At 66.2% G+C, this 17,147-nt stretch carries 9 protein-coding genes; all 9 read right to left on the reverse strand.

Features of this window, described 5'->3' with window-relative positions; genetic code table 11:
- Positions 1-109: 109 nt before the first annotated feature.
- The gene (locus ACFYP0_RS04705) at positions 110-1,372 is read right to left on the reverse strand and encodes a serine/threonine-protein kinase (RefSeq protein WP_386994394.1); all 1,263 of its coding nucleotides are present in this window, start codon (positions 1,370-1,372) and stop codon (positions 110-112) included.
- A 53-nt stretch (positions 1,373-1,425) separates the two neighbouring features.
- Positions 1,426-3,609 carry a UvrD-helicase domain-containing protein gene (locus ACFYP0_RS04710; RefSeq protein ID WP_386994396.1) on the reverse strand — a complete coding sequence of 728 codons (2,184 nt, stop codon included), beginning with the start codon at positions 3,607-3,609 and terminating at the stop codon, positions 1,426-1,428.
- Positions 3,606-10,034 carry a DEAD/DEAH box helicase gene (locus ACFYP0_RS04715; RefSeq protein WP_386994398.1) on the reverse strand — a complete coding sequence of 2,143 codons (6,429 nt, stop codon included), beginning with the start codon at positions 10,032-10,034 and terminating at the stop codon, positions 3,606-3,608. The genes ACFYP0_RS04710 and ACFYP0_RS04715 overlap by 4 nt, the downstream gene beginning before the upstream one ends.
- 407 nt (positions 10,035-10,441) lie before the next feature.
- Positions 10,442-10,936, reverse strand: a complete 495-nt coding sequence (locus ACFYP0_RS04720; protein ID WP_356975122.1) for a hypothetical protein — start codon at positions 10,934-10,936, stop codon at positions 10,442-10,444.
- A 19-nt stretch (positions 10,937-10,955) separates the two neighbouring features.
- A complete protein-coding gene (locus ACFYP0_RS04725) occupies positions 10,956-12,188 on the reverse strand; it encodes a hypothetical protein (protein ID WP_386994400.1) in 1,233 nt (410 codons plus the stop codon).
- Positions 12,189-14,096: 1,908 nt separating this feature from the next.
- On the reverse strand, positions 14,097-14,540 hold the full coding sequence (locus tag ACFYP0_RS04730; protein WP_356975118.1) for an NUDIX hydrolase: 444 nt from the start codon (positions 14,538-14,540) through the stop codon (positions 14,097-14,099).
- A gap of 26 nt (positions 14,541-14,566) precedes the next feature.
- The gene (locus tag ACFYP0_RS04735) at positions 14,567-15,394 is read right to left on the reverse strand and encodes a hypothetical protein (RefSeq protein WP_356975116.1); all 828 of its coding nucleotides are present in this window, start codon (positions 15,392-15,394) and stop codon (positions 14,567-14,569) included.
- Positions 15,382-16,383: a hypothetical protein gene (locus tag ACFYP0_RS04740; protein WP_356975114.1), complete on the reverse strand. Its 1,002-nt coding sequence runs from the start codon at positions 16,381-16,383 to the stop codon at positions 15,382-15,384. Before ACFYP0_RS04740 ends, ACFYP0_RS04735 begins: the two co-directional genes overlap by 13 nt.
- 13 nt (positions 16,384-16,396) lie before the next feature.
- Positions 16,397-17,134 (reverse strand): hypothetical protein, encoded by a 738-nt coding sequence (locus ACFYP0_RS04745; protein ID WP_356975112.1) that lies wholly within the window; start codon positions 17,132-17,134, stop codon positions 16,397-16,399.
- Positions 17,135-17,147: the final 13 nt, after the last annotated feature.

A 17,147-nucleotide genomic window follows, 5' to 3' on the forward strand; every position in this document is an offset into this window, starting at 1 on the left:
CAGTGTTGCGTAAGGGAATCAGGAACCGCGCGGATGCTTGAACCCACTCGACCGTGAGCAGCAACGGATGGCAGAGGATCTGCCGGGACACGGGCGATGTCGCGATGAGCTAGCGCCTCGAGAGCGCATCGGTGGCATCAGCGCACTCGCCCAGTTCAAGCTGACAGGCCACCACCTGCTGTCGACATTCCTCGACTAGATCCTGCTCCCCGCCCGACTGCTCCAGATCTTGTGCCAAAGCCTCGAAAGCGCGGCGCGCCTTCCGGAAGTCGCCTGCAAGCATCAAGAGGTTCGCGACATCAACTCGGAGCGCCACGATCTCGGCGGCGAGCGGCGCACCGCCTTGTGGCACCAAGTGAAGGGCCCGCTGCAACACCTCGGCGGCCTGCACGAAGCGCTCATTCTCGGCCAACTCCCTGGCCTGCGCTCGCAACTCCACCAGCTCCCTCTTGGCCTTCTGCGGCGGAACCGAGACGGGGGCAGGGCCGGGAACCTTGTCGTCCGATCGTGCGGCCACGAGCCCTGGTGATTCACCGTTTTCGAGGAACGGCGTAAGGATCTGACGAACCTCGCCAGCCGACGCTGGCCTTTCCGCTGGGTCCTTGGCTAACAGGCAATACAAGAGGTGCGCCAGATCGTCGGGCACATCCGATCGATACTCAGTGATGATGGGAATCGGTGAGTCGATGTGACGGCGCATCATTTCTGGTGCGTTCGCCGCCTCATAGGGAGGGCTTCCGCCGAGCATCTCGAAAAAGATGCAGCCCAAGGCGTATAAATCGGCGGCAGGGCCCACCGGGCCGCCCTGCGCCTGCTCGGGTGCGATGTAGGCAGGGGTCCCGAGCGTGCGCCCGGTCGCGGTGAGGCGCGAGGCCTCGGCCGGGCCGAGCAGCGCGGCTACGCCGAAGTCGAGCACTTTGACCACCCCCGATGGGGTGATCATGAGGTTGTGGGGCTTCAGGTCACGGTGCACGAGCGAGGCGCTGTGAGCTGCCACGAGCACCGAACAGACCTGCGCGGCAATGGAAGCCGCCTCGCTGACAGGCAGCCGTTCCTGCTCGGCGATGTGGTCGGCGAGGACGATCCCCGGTACGAGTTGCATGACGAGGAAGAGGTCTTCACCGTGTACGCCCAGGTCGTGTACGGCCGGCACTCCGGGATGATCGAGCCTGGCGGTCGCTCTCGCCTCCCGCCTGAAACGCTTGCCCGCCGTCTCACGCTCGTCCTCCGGCACGTCCAACTGCCGAAGAAATTTGATCGCCACCGGCCGGTCGAGCCGCTCGTCGAAGCCGGCCCAGACCTGACCCATTCCTCCGCGACCGACCGGATACGTCAACTCGTACCGGTCGCCAATACGATCCCCTGCCTGCACCTACAGCCTCCCCCGGCATCCCACCCCGGCCCCGCCTGAGCAGGGGCCGGCAATCACGCTAGCTGTCGCTGTACGAGCCGCCCGGTCAGGAACGGGCTGGGCGTGCCGTGCCAGAACACCGCAAGCTCGTCGCGCGAGCGGGTGGCGGCGACGAAGAGCAGCGACCGGTCGCGCTGGCGTTCACGCTGGTAGCGCTTCGGATCAGTGTCCCGGTACCTGCTGATCATCTGGCGAGGCACCAGGCCGTCGCTGACCCCAGCGATGATCATGCGCTGGTACTCGAGACCCTTGAACCGGTGCATCGTGCCGATGTGCACGCCGTCCGGGCGCTTCGGGCCGTCCGGGCCGATCTCCACCACTTCCAGGCCCTCGGCCTCCAGCCGGCTGATGACGTCCGCCGCCAGGTCCTTGGTGGGTACGCAGATGGCAACCGAGCCGTCCGTCGGACTGCCCCAACCGCGCAACTGCTCGACGATCAGGTCCCGCTCCTGCGCCCACGTCGCGGCACCGCGAAAGACCGGGCGGCCGCCACGAAGCAGTGACCGGTAGCCCGCCAGGTCCTCCTCGCCGCCGTCCAGGTCGTCGTACACCTCCCCGGTCATGATCTGCAGGGCGTCGGCGAGGATCTGCCGGGTCGTGCGGTAGCTCAGGGTGAGCCTGGACGAACGACCGCGGATGTTGACGCCGAGGCTGCTCAACGTGACGTGGTTGTCGTAGATGCGCTGGTGGGTGTCGCCGGTGAGGAACATGTCGTCGGGGCCTGGCGCGACCATGGCACGCAGCATCTTCCAGTGGGCAGCGCTGAGGTCCTGCGCCTCGTCGACCACCACGTGGCGGTAGCGCGGGCGGTAGAAACCGCCGGACGACTCGCCGGCGACCCCGGTGTTCTGGGCCGTTCGGTCCATCTCGAGGCGGGCAGCCCGTTGTGCCACCTGGCGCCAGGTCCAGACGCCGCGGTTTTCCAGCCAGGTGGTGAAGCGCTCGGTCAGCTGCCAGATCTGGTCCCGCTCGATCCGGGAGAGACTGCGTCCACGGTTGGGGCGGCGGGCCTTGAAGTAGTCCGTCCGCGAGTTGAGCACCTGACCGAGGATCACCTGGGTCCACTCGGCGGCAAGGAACTCCGCCTCCCAGGTGGTCTCCCCGGTCTCGATGAGGAACTCGTCCCACAGCTCAAGGACGCGATTGTCGTCCACCACCCGGCGGCTGCCGCCTGCCTTGGCTTCTGCCACCACCCGGCTTGCCAACCGGTCGATGTTGACGATGTCGACCCGGGCCACCAACTCCTGCCCGCCCAACGCCATAAGGCGGGTACGCAGGTCCGCAGCCAGGTTCCGATTGAAGGTGGTGAGCAGGATCGGCTTGTCCACGCCGTTTGGCAACTGCCGGGCGAGGTGCGCCACTCGGTGCAGGGCGACGATCGTCTTGCCGGTGCCCGGGCCACCGCCAACTCGCGCTGGACCGTTGTAGCGGCGCTCGACCAGCTTCCGCTGGGTGGGGTGCAGGAAGATCTGCCACCGCTCGAAGGCTTCGCCGAGCATCGCCTGCAAAGCCTCGTCGTCGGAGGTCACCTGCGTGGCGGGGCGTTCCACCGCCGCCTCGAAGTCCTCGGGGTCGACCGGCTCGTCGGCGCGTACCGGGTCCGTGACCTGTTGGAGCACGTCGTCGTAGGGGGTGCCGTCGAAGAGCGCGAAGAGCACGTCGGTGGTGAGCTGCGGCGCTCGGTCGAGCAGTTCCAGCAGCTCCGCCTCGGTGGTCAACTCCCGGATCTGCGGCAGCAACGGTTCGGAAACGCCCAACTCCAGCAACTGAGCGTCGGTGTACGCCTGGAACAGCGGCTTCTGCGCAGGCTCCGGTTCGACGTCCGGCGGCACGACCCGACCGATGATGCTGTCACCGACAGGTGCCATGTCGATAACCTCGATGCCGCCGGTGACCCGGTTGATGCGGTACGCGTAGCGGGTGAGGTCGTCGTACACCTCGCCCCGATGCTTGACCGCGACGAGCAGGTAGTCACGCTCGGCGATGTGCAGCAGCAGCGCCCGATAGTCCTTGTTGACCCGCGCGGACATCAGCCGGGAATCGCTGTTGAGCGCCTTCAGGTTGAGCCCCGGGTTCTCCGGGTTGTGCCGGAACTTGTGCATGAACTCGTAGACCGCTCCGATGTCGGCGCGGGTGAGCTTCATGACCTCCTTGTCGGCGCGGTCCAGCATCCGCAGGGTTGTTGCTCCGGTGCTCATCGACGTTCTCCCCCGCTTGTCACCTTGATCGCTGCCGCCAACTCGTCGACCGACCATTCCCGAGCGGTACGGGCGTGCCAGCCCGCGTCCGCGTACGCCCGGTCGCGATCTTCCGTCTCCGGGTCGTCGGACGGACCGGTGAGCACGATGGCGATCCGCCGGTCGGGCCAGGCCAGCTCAGCCTGCCAGCCCTGGTCGCCCAGCTCGTAGCCGACGACCGGTGCGGGCAGCTCCTGCCGGGCGAGCTGTTGGACGAGCTGCTCCAGAGTGTTTTCGCCCGGGTCCAGGTAACGCAGGACGTCCCGCCACGGCGACTCGGTGTCGAGCGTCTCGGGCTCGACGGTCACCGGCTGCACCGCGACGCCAAGCCAGGTTGCCGTCTCCTCGTCGAGCGGCAGCGCGCGTTGAGCCAGCACGAGCCCGGTGCCCTCGGTCACCGCCATCGAGGCCGGCTCGAAGGCGTCGAGCGCGGACACGGCAAGCTGACCGGCGTCGCCGCCACCATTGCCGAGGAACTGGATGACGTTGCCCCACGCCAGCCAGGCGGCCCAGCGTTCCTTGTGTCCCTCCCCCGCCACCGCCGCCGGCAGATCGTCGACGACGGCGAGGGCCGACATCATCGGCAACGGCTTGCTGCGCGCGTCGAGGACGACCGTCACCGGACACCCAGCGTTGTCCTGAGCTCGGGCGACCATGATGTGCCCTGCGGTCGAGGCGGGCAGGGATCCTCCACACAGAGCGGCGGTCAACCTTTCCGCGACGCCAGCGGAGTCGGTGGCGCTCTTGTCTCGGGCTTGCTTGAGCATGCCCCACAGAGCGCCTTCCGCCCGCCGCTGCCAGCGGGTGAGATCAGGATCGGCGAGGAAGCGCATGAGCTGTTCGATCGGATTGACCCAGATCGTCTCCTCAAGCTCTGCGGGGTCCGCGCCAGGAAGCATGCCGCGGAACTTGTCCCTGGCGGTCTGCTTGCTCAGTCCCCCGTACGGCATCCACCGCCCCTGTCCGTCCGCACTCCCCCAGGTCTTGACGTCGTCCCAGGTGGCGGCGAAGACCAGGTAGCCGTGGGCGCGCAGTCGGGCCCGCTTCTCGGCGTCGTCGGCGAGCCGGTTGTACTGGGATGAGGCGTGGTACTTGAATCCGTCGAGGTAGACGGCCACCTCGGGCGACGGGGCGTCGAGGCGTTTGAAGTGGACGTCGGGCCGGGTGCCTCGAACGGTGTTCTGCAGTTTCATCTGCCAGTGGGTGACGCTCTGACCGTTGTCCCGGACGAACCGCAGGTCGGCGATGCGGGCACCGTCATGATCGGTGCGCCGGTCGATCCGCAGACCCGAGTTGGGCGTCTCGCCAAGCGCCAACAGCTTGGTGAGGAAACGCATCTCCAACTCGCTCTCCACCTGGTGGATCAGCGAGATCTCGTCCGTGCGGGTGCCCTCCTGGACGTCCCAGTTGTCGAGGAGCTTGTGCAGCATGCCCAACGCCTCGTCGCGGCTCATCAGGGCGAAGTGCTCGTTACGCGCGTGACGGAGGAGGCAGCGGTGACACACCGTTTTGCCTTCGTTTCGACAGACGCAGTCGGCGATTCGCTGCCGCGCAAGTTCCAGAACGGCGCGGAACTCCTCCGGTTTGGCGAGGCGGTGCAGATAGCCGGTTCCCTGCGGCTGAGTGTCGTAGACGACCACGAAGTTGCGCGTCCCGTCGCTCTGCCCGTCCGGCATGGTGGCCGACACCGCCTGAAGGTGCGCGGGGTCGCCGCCGTACTGCGCGGCGATGCCGAGGCGGATGGCAGCGGCGAACGACGCGATGCGCTCCTGCACGACGGCGGTTGCGGCGGGGATCAGGATGCGCAGTGCCTCGGTTTCCAGCTCGTGGGCGAGGATCAGATCGACATGGGCGTCCGGGGCAGCTGGCGAGCGCCGGTAGGGACACCACGGCCGGTGGTGCTCTGCACCCTGCACGACGGTGGAGCCGGAGGCCTGCGCAGCGAGTTGTTGGCTCACCGCGGGGGCACCATCAACCGTGGTCCCGCCGCAGGAGGTGCAGGCGTGGAAACGGTTGATCCGCACCTCTTCGCCCGCGAAGAGTTCAGCCGCCCGGTCGTAGCGCTGTGCGCCCAGGTTGAAGTGCCGGATCATCGCGTGCCGGCTGTAGTCGACACCGAACGTGTCATGAGCGTGCCGCCAGGACGAATCGACCTTGGCCGGGTCCACGTCGACGGCGACGGTGGTGGCGTAGAACCGCCGGTCCCGGTCGTCGCTGTCGTCACGGATGCGGGCGTCGTCGCGCTTGTCGCGGCTCAGCACCCGGGTCGGTTGGAGCACCTGGAACAGTCGTCCGTGATCGGCGATGCCCGGGTCCGCGCATCGCGGGCAGGCGCTGGTGTCCTCCTTGGCCAGGTGGGTGCGGACGTAGCCACACTGCGCGCAGACCCGCCACTGCTCGTACGCCGGCCGGTCCGCTGGGCCGACGTCCAGCCCGGAGATCTCATGTTTGTAGCCCCGCACGTAGTAGCTGTTGCCGGGTGCGATCTCCACCAACGCCTGCCGGGCGGGGCGCGCGTACTCCCGGAGTTCGCTGTGGAACCGACGGTCACCGTCGGTCTTGTCCTCCCAGGTCAGGGTGGCTTCCAGGTCGGTCCTGCTGTCGATGAGCGCATAGTTGGGCAGCAGACCGAACTCGACCAGGGTGCCGTGGGCGGCAGCCGCGCTGACCTCTCGCAGGCGGCGGCGGACCGCACCCTCCTCGGCCTTCAACATCTTGATCTCGCGGGCGTGGTCCGGGTCGCTGGGCACCAGCGTGCCCCGGGCGGTGGCAAGCTCCTGCATCCGTCGGCGCAGGTCGGCCAACCGGAATTCCCAGACCTCGTCGGCTTCCTTGACCCGGTGGACGATGCCGTCCACCGCGAACTCACGCAGCTGGTCGACGGCGGCCCGCAGGACCTTGTCGCCGAAGAGGACCAGGAAGTCCTCCACCAGCCGGCCACCGTCGCGACGACCAGCCTCGGCGAGGCCCGTCAACCAACCGGTCGGGCCGAACAGCACGTGCGCCCGCCGTGGCATCGGCAGCACTCCGGCCAGACGGCCGCGGGCGGCCAGGTCGATCAGGTGGGCGAGGTACTGGCGGCGCAGGATCTCCACGGCGGATAGGAAACAGCCGGGTGGGACGATCTGGCCGGCGATCATGTCGCGGGGATCGGTGAGGTAGTAGCGATCCCGCTCGGTTCGTCCCACGAGGGTCAGCACGAGCGCGTTGCCGCTCTTGCGGCCGGCGCGGCCCGCTCGCTGGACGTAGTTGGCCGGGCCGTGCGGGAGTGACGCCAGCACCACCGCGGAGAGGGCACCGATGTCGATGCCCATCTCCAGGGTTGGTGTGCAGGAGAGCACGTTCGGGTCGGTGTAGCGATCGCCTTCGCGGAACTGCTTCTCCACCGTCTCCCGCTGGGCGCGGGTGAGCATGCCGGTGTGTTCGCCGGTGACCACCCGGAACACAGGGCTGTCCAGGTAGAGCCGTCGGTAGTAGTCGTCGGGAGCGGTGTCGTCGTGGACGGCCTGGAGCTGACCGCGGCAGCGGTACTGCCGGCACGGCTGGCCGATCCAGTCGGCCACCCGGTCGGGGTGCTCGGTCTGCTGCCAGTGGCAGGTGTCGCAGCCGACTCCGGCAGACACTGCGGAGGCGTCGTCGAGTCGGGTCACCCGCAGGTGGCCGGGCATCAGCCCGTACACCTTGTTGCCGTCCTCGGTGTCGCCAACGGCGACCACGCCTTCTGCGGCGAGGGCCGGCAGTAGCTGGCTGAGGAAGCCGGCAGCGTCACCGGAGTCGAGGCCGAGACAGCGCGACGTCCAGTCCTGATACCAGTTGCCCCGCGCGGTGATCACGTCGAACTCCGAGCGGGACTTCGGCGTCGCGAGCAGGAACGCGGGCGCGGACAGACCCTTCGGGAACGCGGGCATCCCGGCCGGCCGGCCGCCCCAGATCTGCCACCGGGTGCCACCGCGCTTCAGGTACGGCACCAGCCACTCGTGGAACACCGCACCCCGGGTCCGGAGCCGTTCCAGCAGACCGCGGAGGAAGGCGAGGTAGCGGGCGTCGTCCGGCGCCATACCGGTCAGGTGACCGGGGCCGGTGAGGTGGACGTCCCGGCAGATCGCGGCGGCCCGGGCCGGATCGTCGAGGGCAACCTCGACGGCGACGCTGCGAGTCAACTCCAGGGTTCGGCCCTGGCGGGAGCGCAGCCCGGTCTCCATCACGGTGGCGAAGACGAGCCGCTCACTGATCAGCTCCCACGTTTCCCGACTGCCGCTGTGCTCACCGGCGAGCAGGCTGTCGACACCGGGCTGGTCGTGCAGGTCCGGCGGTACGACGGTGGAGAGGATTTCCGGCTGCGCTGCTGCCTCGATCATCTTGGTGAACAGGTCGTCCAGCCCGACCGACTCTCCTGACTCCAGCCGGCTGGCAAGCAAAGAACGCAGCGAGAACGAGTAGGACCGGTTGGCGACGAAACCGGCACGGTGCGCGGCGTCCTGGACCGAGTCGTTGAAGAGCAGCGTCTTCTTCTCGGCCTCGTCGAGTTCTCCACCGGTGAAGAGTTGCGTGATCGCCACCGAGGCGAGGGTGGCCAGGCCGGCACCGAGGAAGCGGATACCGTGGTCCAGCTCGCAGGACGGGCAGCGGTCCTTCTCGGCGCCGTCGATGTCGAGAACGTCGCCGAGCACCACGACGGCGTCGTCGGTGGGCTCCCGGTCCCGCTGTTCATCGAAGGGACGCACCCGGCGGCCGTACTCCAGGACCAGCAGGCCACGGGAGCGCTGGCGTACCTCATCCTCGGTCGCTGCGATCAGCGCGCGGACCCGGCGCTTGTCCCGGCCGACGCTGGCGCGGTAGATCTTGTCCGGGTCGGTTTCCAGCTCCTGCGGGTCCTTTTCCGGCGACAATGCCATCCAGCCCGAGCGGCCGCAGTGCCGGCAGTAGATGGCCGGTAACCGTGGGTAGCGGTTGTCGGCAACGACCAGGTCGACATCGGTGGCGTACGGATCCAGCTCGCGCGGTGCTTCGCCGTACCAGCCGAAGGCGGCCTGGTGGGAGGTGCCGCGCAGCAGGCGGGAGACGGCGCGTACCCACAGGTGGGTTTCGATGTTCAAGAGCGGACGGCCGGGAGCCTCCGGGTTCTGCGCCACGGAGAGCAGGCCGACGAACCGGGCGAGAGCCTTCGCCGTGATCTCGGGCGGGGTCTTCATCACGCTGCCCCAGCCGGTGGCGTTCTTCCGGGGCAGCACGTCGATGATCTCGTCGAGCGTGCACGGCCGCGCCTGGAGCGAGTCGAGCACCGCCTTCGTCAACGGATGCTGACGGAGCAGGTCACCGAGGCGGGTCGGCGCGTCGAGACAACGCTCACCGACGACCAGCTCAGCGACTTCGGCCATCATCAGCTCGGGGTCGCGGTCGTCAACGGCGGCGAGCTGCTCCGGGCTGGGCAGCGGCAGGCTGAAGTCCTGGCGTGCGATGAACTCGCCGGCCTCGTAGCGGTCCTCCCCCACCAGCGACCCGGCGTCGAAGGCGACGCCGAAGACCTGCTCGGCGACCTCGCGGATCGCGGTACGACCGTCCCGGCCGCCGCCCTCACCGAGGGTCGCGGAGGTCGCGACCGGGCAGATCGGCCCCAACGGCCGCTCCGGCTCGTCGAGGCCGAGCGCCGCGGCAAGCCGGCGCAGCAGCATCGCCACGTCGGTGCCCTGCGCGCCGTCGTAGGTGTGGAACTCGTCCAGCACCACGTACGCCGGCTCGGCGCCCTCCCACAGCGGCAGGTCGTCGGCGCGCTGGAGCAACAGGTCCAACATCTTGTAGTTGGTGATCAGGATGTCCGGCGGGGTGCGGCGCATCTCCGACCGCTTGGTGAAGACGTGGGCGTACTCGATGGCCGCGACATCGCCGATGTAGAGACCAGCAGTGACCTGGCTGAGCGCCGGGTCGGAGAGCAACTCGTTGATGCGTTGCGTCTGATCCGTCGCGAGGGCGTTCATCGGGTAGAGCAGGATCGCCTTGACCCCCGCCCTGCCCTGCTGCTTCTGCCGCCGGCAGTGATCGAGCACCGGGATCAGGAACGACTCCGTCTTGCCGGAGCCGGTGCCGGTGGTGATCAGGGTCGGCTCGGCCGATTTATCCTTCGTCGACAACCGGGCGAATGCGTTCGCCTGGTGCAGGTAAGGGGTGAAGCCGGCCGGTGCCCAGTCCAGGTTCGCCCGCCAGCCCTCCTCCGCCGGGCGGAAAGGGGTGCGGATCCGCAGGTAAGGGCCGCGGAAGATGCCCTGCTCCGGGTGGGAGAGAAAACCCTCCAAACCATGACGTACGCCGTCCTCGGTCAAACCGAAGGTGGTGGTCAGGTACTGAGTGAGGGTCCGACGCAGGGTGTCGGCGGCGAGGGTAGGCCTCATGAGCGGGTCACCGCCGCATGCTACTGCACCCCTTACCGCTGTTGACCTGCCCGACAGCCCTGCCAGCGGGGTGAGTCGGATTCGCGACAAGTACGCGTCGGACGGGCGCCGAACGAGAGTTCAAGGACGCCGGAAGTCAGGCGGCTGACCAGTACGATTCGCCCGTGAACCGGGGTCGGCAGGTACATGCCTACTGTCGTGACCGAAGCGCACGAGAAGACCTCGCATCGTCCTGCTCGCGGTCGAGCACCCACCGCAGGTGGTAGCGGCCTTGAACTGGCTTTGCAATGTCAGCGAACCGGCGGCACCCCGACTGACTCACGGATCAGCCCGAATCGCGCGGCGCGGGTACGACAGCAAGGTACTCGATCGAGCATCGAGCATCGAGCATCGAGCATCGAGCAGGGCTACTGGATAGGCCGGCCGAGGCGTGCCAACGCATGAACTATATGTCGACCAAGGACCCAAGCGCCCCTCGTCTCGATACCACCAGCACGGGAGAACAAGCTATCTACCGGTGAACTTTCAACGGACGAAGCCTGATCAGGTGAATCCTGCGTACCAGCGGCCTCTTCGTCTTCGATCTCAAGATCAAGCCTAAGCCGCAAGGTAGCTTGGTTTAGCTCACCAATGAACCGATCCAGGTCATCGCCGGTCATACCCTGGAGGCGGCTACTCGTGCTCTCGATACCTGAGGCGAAACTCAACCTGTCCTGTTCTGACATGGGCCAGCACAGCATGGCACGCTCTGAAGCGCTCGGCTCACCGCGGTACGCGACAACCGCGCCCGGCGGCAGCGACTCCAGTAGACCATCGCCAACTCCCGGTCGCGCTTCCAGATCTAAAACCTGCTCGTCTATTTCGGCTTCCGGATTCGAGTCCGGACGTCGCTGCTCGGCCACAAGTTCTCCTCCAATCCTATCAACGAAACATGACGTTTACCGTGTTCTTCTCGCTGAGTAGATCAACATAGTGCGCAAGCTCGCGACGCAATAGCCACCACAGGGAAATGGCATTAATGAGGCCGCAAGTACCCACAGCCAACAAAGCTACGTTCACTTCCGGGCTAGTGTGTCCGATCGCCACGGTGTGATGAAGCATCCAGCTCGCAGCCGGCCGAACGTATAAAAGAGCTGCCACTAACGAAGTTAGCCCGGTCGCGAGTAGTCCGAGAAATGTCGCCAAAGAGGACCGCTGGAGCTTCTCCATTGAGTATCCTACGAATGTAGCCGCGACTGGCGATATCGCGAGCAGGAACGCTAACACATCGCCCGAGATCCGGCCCTGATTACTCGGGGCAACGAAGGATAGTACGGTTATCACAGAGGCAGATATCAGTGCAATGCCGCACGTCAGCCCAAGCGCACCCGGTGGGACCTCGTCGAACACAACATGCATCACCATGTCCTTTGGATATTTGCACGTGTCGAACCGGCGTGTGTACAAGTGGGCATAGGGTAAAGCTTGTCGATGTCGAATGCGCAGGTAAGCTCGGTCGCTGATGGCTCGGATATCCTCCTGCCGAACAGTCCTTCCACTCTTGGCCCATTGTAGATAGTGGGCCTTGACATAGCTGTTCGGGCTCGCCTGCATGCGGAAATGGTAGCTGGCAGCAGTGAACGGAAGGTTGAGAGGGATCACATAGGCGTTTGGCTGAAGTCCAAAACGAACCCTCCGCCTTCGAAATGGTGAGTCGGCCCGCCCGTAAATCGGTATTGTCTTTGTGTATCGAAGGACCCAACTGTCGGAGGCTGGCGAGACCTCTGCAACAATGACGTAGTTCCGTACTAAAAACGTACAGACGCCCTGAAGTCGCGCGAGCTTACTAGCGTCCGCCCTGGATCGTATCGACGCAACAATCAGATTGAAGTACTGGCGTGCATGCTCAGCGGACTCTCTGCCGGGCCTGAACACGAGCCGCAATAGGGCAAACAAAACGGCCTCGTCGTCCTGGCCGAAGGCATCTTCAAAGAGCGCCTTTAGCACGTGCGCCACCATTCCTCTGGCATCTTCCTGCGAGAGGAATGGTATCGCGGACGCGTCTCCGCCGAAGGTGTCCACATTATCGAGCATCGTGCCCTTGGTGGCAAATATCAACGGCACCAACACCAGCGGAAGATCGGCTGAGCTTCTCTCAGGTCGCTGGTTGGCCAAGCTGCCACCCTCCGACGGAAGGGGCGCATTCGAAAGATTGGCCGCTGGCACTTGACTGGGACCTGCGGGGTGAAGGACCGGAACCGACAGTTGACTCTTGTGACTGCGATCCCATTGCCGTGGCGGCGCGGCAGTTCCACCCCGTCGCGATTCCGTCGAATGTGCGGCTGAAGTGGTGAAAGTGGTGGATACCGTGACTTTCAGGCACTCACCACTAGGCTCAACCTCGTCACTAATGCGTACCTGATATCGCTCGGGTTCGATAAGCATCTCACCGAACAGCCGGATTACCGAGACCGGGTACCGTTGGTCTACTCGAACCATAGCCTGAAGAATCTCACGGTTGGCTTCGTCGAGGTTGGCTGGCCGATCTATGATTGGCCTGCCAGGTGCTTCGTCAGTCCGCTGGCGCGCCTTCCACTGCCGACCTGATATTTCGTATGCTGCCCCAATGAGGCCTAAGGCAACCACTATGGCCACGACGCGTAGCATCGCATGAGGCCCGACCTGCTGCACGGTAACGGCTGACTCGCGGAACCAAGACTCCGATGCCGGAACGTTACGCAATAGCCAGACGGCCGGTCCGTTCAGGATCGACAGTACTAGCAAAGTTCCACCAACGAGCAGGCATGCCAGCGGTCCGCCCACGCCAGGCACACGCTTCACGCCATCAGCTCCTTCCGTTGAACTCAACGATCCGGACTGCTGGTCCGATGCCTCAGCGACAAGATGGGAGCACCAAGCGTAGTCGCGCCGCTGGGGATCGCGAGATCGTACGATCGGGCACGAAGGCGATCTATCTAATTGTCGACAGTGGTGATGAAGGAGCCTCCCCTGTTCGCCCCGGGCCCGACAAGTCAGGAGGGGTGTTCGGCTTGAGATGGCTGGTATAGACGCGGCCCTGGGTATGGGTAGCGAGGCGTGCATGGCGGTTCCATAAGATCATCGAGGTTCTTAAGGCCTGTTGATCTATCTGAAGTGGCTATGCCCGCGTTGCCATCGTCGCTGATCTCATCCTTGTCGACCGCACCGCCCGGGGCATCTGCTGTGGAGTCGGCTGCGGGCCTGCTCGTAGCGTTGGGTGCCCTACTCGATCCCCGTGCTCGGCGGGGAGTCCGGCCTGCCCTGGTCGCCGGGGCGGTGTGCGCGGTCGTGGGCGACAACCGCTCGTATGCGGCAATCGGTGAGTGGCTTGCTGATCTGCCCGCTAACACAACGGCCGTGCTCGGGATCGACATGGATCGGGGGCCGTCGGGGGCGATGGTCGCAGGCTGTTGCAGGCCTTGGACCTGACCGGCTGGCCACGCCGCCAGCGGCTCGACCAGCCGAAACGCAGCACCACCGAGACCCGTCTACGCCATCACCGACCTGCGCGTTCACCAGGCCAGGCCGGAGCACCTTGCCGGGTGGATCCGCGGTTCCTCGTCGGTCGAGAACAAAGTCCACTGAGTCCGCGACGTCACCGACGACGAAGACCGCTCCCAGACCCGCCGCGACACCGGACTCCAGGTCATGGCCGCCTAGGTAACGCCGCCATCGGCGCCCTACGCCCCAACCGGCGTCACGAACATCGCCGCTGCCAACCGCTACCACGCCCGCGACAGCAAACGCCCACTCGCCCTACTCGGAGTCACCTGACGACTTTGCCGGGGCCCTGCTTGACCCGGAGACAGCCGCCGGCCAATTTTCCTTCGGGAGTACGATTTAGTGCAATTTGCTTGGGCGATGGCAGCCCGGCCGCCTCGAACTCTCCGCGCAGTGCCAGCACCCGGCCCTACGTTTCGTAGTAGTGGGCGATACGGCCCTCGCGCAGGGTGATCGCCCGGTCGACGTGCCGCTGCACCTCGTCGAGGTCACGCGCGAGGCTGGTCTTCCGCACTCATTGAGCTGTTCTGACAGAGGTGATGTTCATTCGGTCGGCCGGCGCTCGCGCCAGCGCTGGATGGTCCGCTTGTAGGGTTCGGGCATGTGCAGGTGAGGCACCTCGTCGTACGCGAACACGCCGAGTTCCTTGTGCTCATCGGAGTAGACCAGGTCCTCATCGCCGATGTACGTTGCGCCGAAGCTGACGATGAACACGTGCCGGACCGGGGTGATCTCGTAGACCCAGGAGTCGATGATGTCGACCTCCGTGATGGTCAGCCCGAGTTCTTCGGCGACTTCTCGGCAGACACCGTCCTCGGGTGTCTCGCCCACTTCGAGCTTCCCCCCAGGCAGCTCCCACTCGTCACGTTCGTTCCGCAGCAGCGGCACTCGGCCGTGGTGATCGATGACGAGCTTGACCGAGATCGGTAGCTGGTACTCGAAGTACCCCGGGTTCCGCTCGACGAGGTACGGCGGTCGCTCGGTCATGCGGGAGGTCCTTCCGTATGTGCGCATCAGTTCGGGGTCAGCAGGAGCGCGGCGACGTCGTCGGCCCGCTTGAAGCGGCCTCCGCCATTGCCGGGTTTGCTTTCTGCATCGCGGATCAGTTTCTCCAGGTAGTGCAGCCCTCGATCGCGCGCATCGGGGATCACCTGGGTCCATGAGCGGTAGAGCCTGTAGTCGGTGACCAGCCGGGCGAAGCCGTCGGTGCACAGCAGTATGCAGTCGGTGTGCGTCCACTCGCCGCAGACGGTGTGTGGGCGCAGCTGGCGATTCGGGTGCCCGGAGAAGACGGATTCGACATCACCGGAGGTCATCGTGTGCAGCCGGCGTTGGTGCATCGCCGCGACAACGCGGTCCGCCTCGCCCTCATTCGTCGCGACCGCCGCAGCTTCGCGTTGGTCGAAGTAGTCAGTCGACAGGACCACCGGCCAAACGCCGTCGACAATGGCGGTGGCGTCGCCGATGCGGGCGAGGTCGTAGCCGATGCCCTGGTCGACGCAGACCGCTATCGAGCAGGCGGGTGGCACCCTGCTTGGTGGGAACGACAGTGCTGCCTGCTCGCGGGCAACGTCCGCGGCAGTCAACGTCAGCAACTCAGCGGCGGAACCTCGGTAGTCGTCGGCGCCTGCTTGGGTCAATCGTTCACCGATGCTGTCGACAAGCCACTGCACGTCACTGCCTGCGGGCAGCGCGGTGTCGTCGTAGAGGTCGGTGGCGCCGTCGATGACCCAGGCGAGGGTGCCGCGGTGGCCGACGCGGTCCTCGTTCGCCCGCATACCGCCGGCGGAGGTAATCGCTTCTCCTACCTTCATGGCTGGTCCAACTCTCATGACATCCACGAGGCCGGCACGAACATCCCTGCCCCGATCATGGCGCACCCGATGACGACCGCTGCGATCACCCGGAGAACGCGGCTGTTGTTGACGAGAGAGAACGTACCGAAAACGACGCTGATAGCGCCGGACGCCACGAGCATGAGGCGGAGGCCCTCGACGCCGCTGCTCTGGCTGGCGATGTTGCTGGCGGTGGCGATGAACGCCACCACGGCCGCGAGCAGGCCCAGGAGTTGCAGTTGCTGGCCCTTGAACTCAGTCAACTCCGTGCGGAAACGGGCGTGGGCCTGGGCCCACCGGGCGCGCTCCTGCATCAGATCGATGCGAATCCGACTCGACTGATACTGGGTGAGCCGGCGCATATGGTCCCGCGAGGCGCGCGGCTCAAGCTCGATTGCCTGTGCAACGGCAGTCCTGGCAGCCTCGAACTCACCCCGCAGTGCCAGCACCCGACCTTTTGTCTCGTAGTAGTGGGCGATACGGCCCTGGGTCAGGGTGATCGCCCGGTCGACATGCCGTTCCACCTCGTCGAGGTAACGTGCGGATCCGGGGTCCTCCAGACGTTCGAGGTACTCGACCCAGAACGCCGCCAGTTGATGAACCACCGCGGCCACGTCAGGCATGGCGGCGACCGCCTGACGGGAGTATTCGACCGAACTGCGAAGCGAGGCCAGGTCACCCTTGGCCCGGGCCACGATCGCACGGAAGGTGTGGAAGTAGGGCTCCGCTCCGAACTCGTTCTCGTGTTCTCGGACGACCGAGCCGTACTCGGCGTGGCGTTCCTCGCGTCGTAGCCGCAGCAGGAGCGCGTAAAGTGCCGCGAACCGGGACCGGCTGCGAACGGCGGGATCGTCGAGGATGGCTCGCAGCAGCGGCTCGGGATCGGGGTACGCCTCGATGACGGCGCGGATAGCCTGCGGAAAGGCCGCGTCGGAGGGCGACGGCACCTTCGACAGTGCAGCGATGAGCTGGGCACGGCCCTGCGGTAACGACACTGCGGTGCGCGCTCTAGGAACTCGCAATCGAAAACCCCCGGTTCAACCACGCGTACGGATGGTCGCTGTTGACTCTCGCCAGGAACCGCACCAGGCTCCGCTCCCCGGTGAAGGCCGTGCGCCCGTGCAGGAAGCGGTGATTGTGTACGAGGTAGCCGTCGCCCGCACCCAGGTGCAGGGTTTGGGCCGTCTCAGCGATCAGGCGACGGATCGCGACTACGAGGTCCGTACGCCCATCGGTGCTGTACGGACCCGCGATCCGGTCGTCGCGGTAGCGGATGCGGGCGTGGCCGGCACCGATCTCGACAACCGCCGGGCCTGGTCGACCGGTTGCCGTCTTCAGTCGCAGACCGGCAATCTCGGTATCCCCGGTAAGTCGGCGGACGAGAGCCAGCACCCGCGCGCCGTCGACCAGTGTCGCGCTTCCCCCGGCCCTCGCCGGAGTCAGCATGAGGGTGGCGAGCACGCTGGAGGGCTGTGCGTGCAGACTGCGATCGGTGTGCGGCGACAGGGCCAGATCGGTGAAGCCGGCCTCGTTGTCGCCCTCGTCGGTGCACAACCGAGGCACGATGAGGGTCAGCCCGTCGGCCACCTCATGCGGATGGTCGACGGTGACGGTCCAGCGGTCGAGCAGAGACCTGACCTCGGCGATGGACCCCTGCCGGATCAGGACGACACCGTCACGGGCGAGGGCGCCGGGCAACAGGTCCGGGCTCACCTCAGCCTCGCGTCCCGCCTCCATCAGCCGCATACGCCCCGCCTAC

Source organism: Micromonospora arida, from assembly GCF_042873195.1.
Classification (GTDB): domain Bacteria; phylum Actinomycetota; class Actinomycetes; order Mycobacteriales; family Micromonosporaceae; genus Micromonospora; species Micromonospora arida.

Coding starts and splice junctions, on each gene's coding strand:
- ACFYP0_RS04710 (WP_386994396.1), bottom strand. CDS start 3,609: ATGAGCACCGGAGCAACAACCCTGCGGATGCTGGACCGCGCCGACAAG.
- ACFYP0_RS04745 (WP_356975112.1), bottom strand. CDS start 17,134: ATGCGGCTGATGGAGGCGGGACGCGAGGCTGAGGTGAGCCCGGACCTG.
- ACFYP0_RS04715 (WP_386994398.1), bottom strand. CDS start 10,034: ATGAGGCCTACCCTCGCCGCCGACACCCTGCGTCGGACCCTCACTCAG.
- ACFYP0_RS04730 (WP_356975118.1), bottom strand. CDS start 14,540: ATGACCGAGCGACCGCCGTACCTCGTCGAGCGGAACCCGGGGTACTTC.